Source organism: Pseudomonas sp. HR1, assembly GCF_030175875.1.
GTDB classification, from domain to species: Bacteria; Pseudomonadota; Gammaproteobacteria; order Pseudomonadales; family Pseudomonadaceae; genus Chryseomonas; species Chryseomonas oryzihabitans.
Genome location: NZ_JASNRF010000047.1, coordinates 1 through 828, shown reverse-complemented (window position 1 = coordinate 828; position 828 = coordinate 1). Strand labels below are relative to the sequence as shown.

Sequence of the window (828 nt, the reverse complement as noted above, 5' to 3'; positions counted from 1 at the left end):
CAAGTTGGGGATGCAGCCGGTAGTAGATCCACTGTCCTTGGCGCCGATCCTCGAGCAATCCGCACGCTCGCAGCTGCGCGAGGTGGCGTGAGATCTTCGGCTGGCTGTCATCGAGCGCGTGGATGAGTTCGCACACGCACAGTTCCTTCTCGGCGCAGAGCATGAGCATGATGCGCCCGCGCGTATCGTCAGCGAGACACTTGAAAAAGCCGGTAGGGGACATAGCCAGAACCCTGAACATATGAAAATTCGTATATACGAAAATACATATGTACTGGCTGGAGATCTAGATACCCAGCAGGCGCTTCTTCGCTACAAGTCGATCGACATGTCCAAGTCAGAAAAATATACCACCCCTGCACATACCCCTCACCCCAATGCCCCCCTGCACCCCCTCCACCCGGGCTCCCCCCATTATCGGCCCGCGCCCCGCGCGCGAGAAGGAAAAGCGGGAAAGCATCAGAATCAAAAAGTCGAGGCTGGGTATTAGCCGTCCAGGATCTGCTATTCAGCATCGTGGTGTTTGAAGCTGGGCTGTTAACAGTCCTTGCAGTCTCTGATCGCTGATCGGGGGAGGCCAGACCTGCGCCGCGGCGAGCAAACAATAACCTCGATCAAACTGTGCTGCTCGTTGGGCGACACACCTGTCGTACTCGTCCGTCTGTTCAAAATAGGGTAGCGCTTCCCACAATCCGCCGATCCAAAACAATGGATGCGGCGGATGTTATTTATCTAGCAGCTACGTGCTAGGTCGAGGGCGACGAGTCAACAGCCACACTTCGTATATACATTGAAGGTATTGGCACCCGTGCCGGCCAGGCAGATAGC

The 828-nt window shown here is 55.9% G+C and carries 1 protein-coding gene; it reads right to left on the bottom strand.

Annotated features, from left to right (window positions below):
* Positions 1–241 (bottom strand): metalloregulator ArsR/SmtB family transcription factor (locus tag QKY98_RS23515; RefSeq protein WP_502945104.1); only part of this gene is annotated, 241 nt, incomplete at its 3' end.
* Positions 242–828 lie beyond the last annotated feature (587 nt).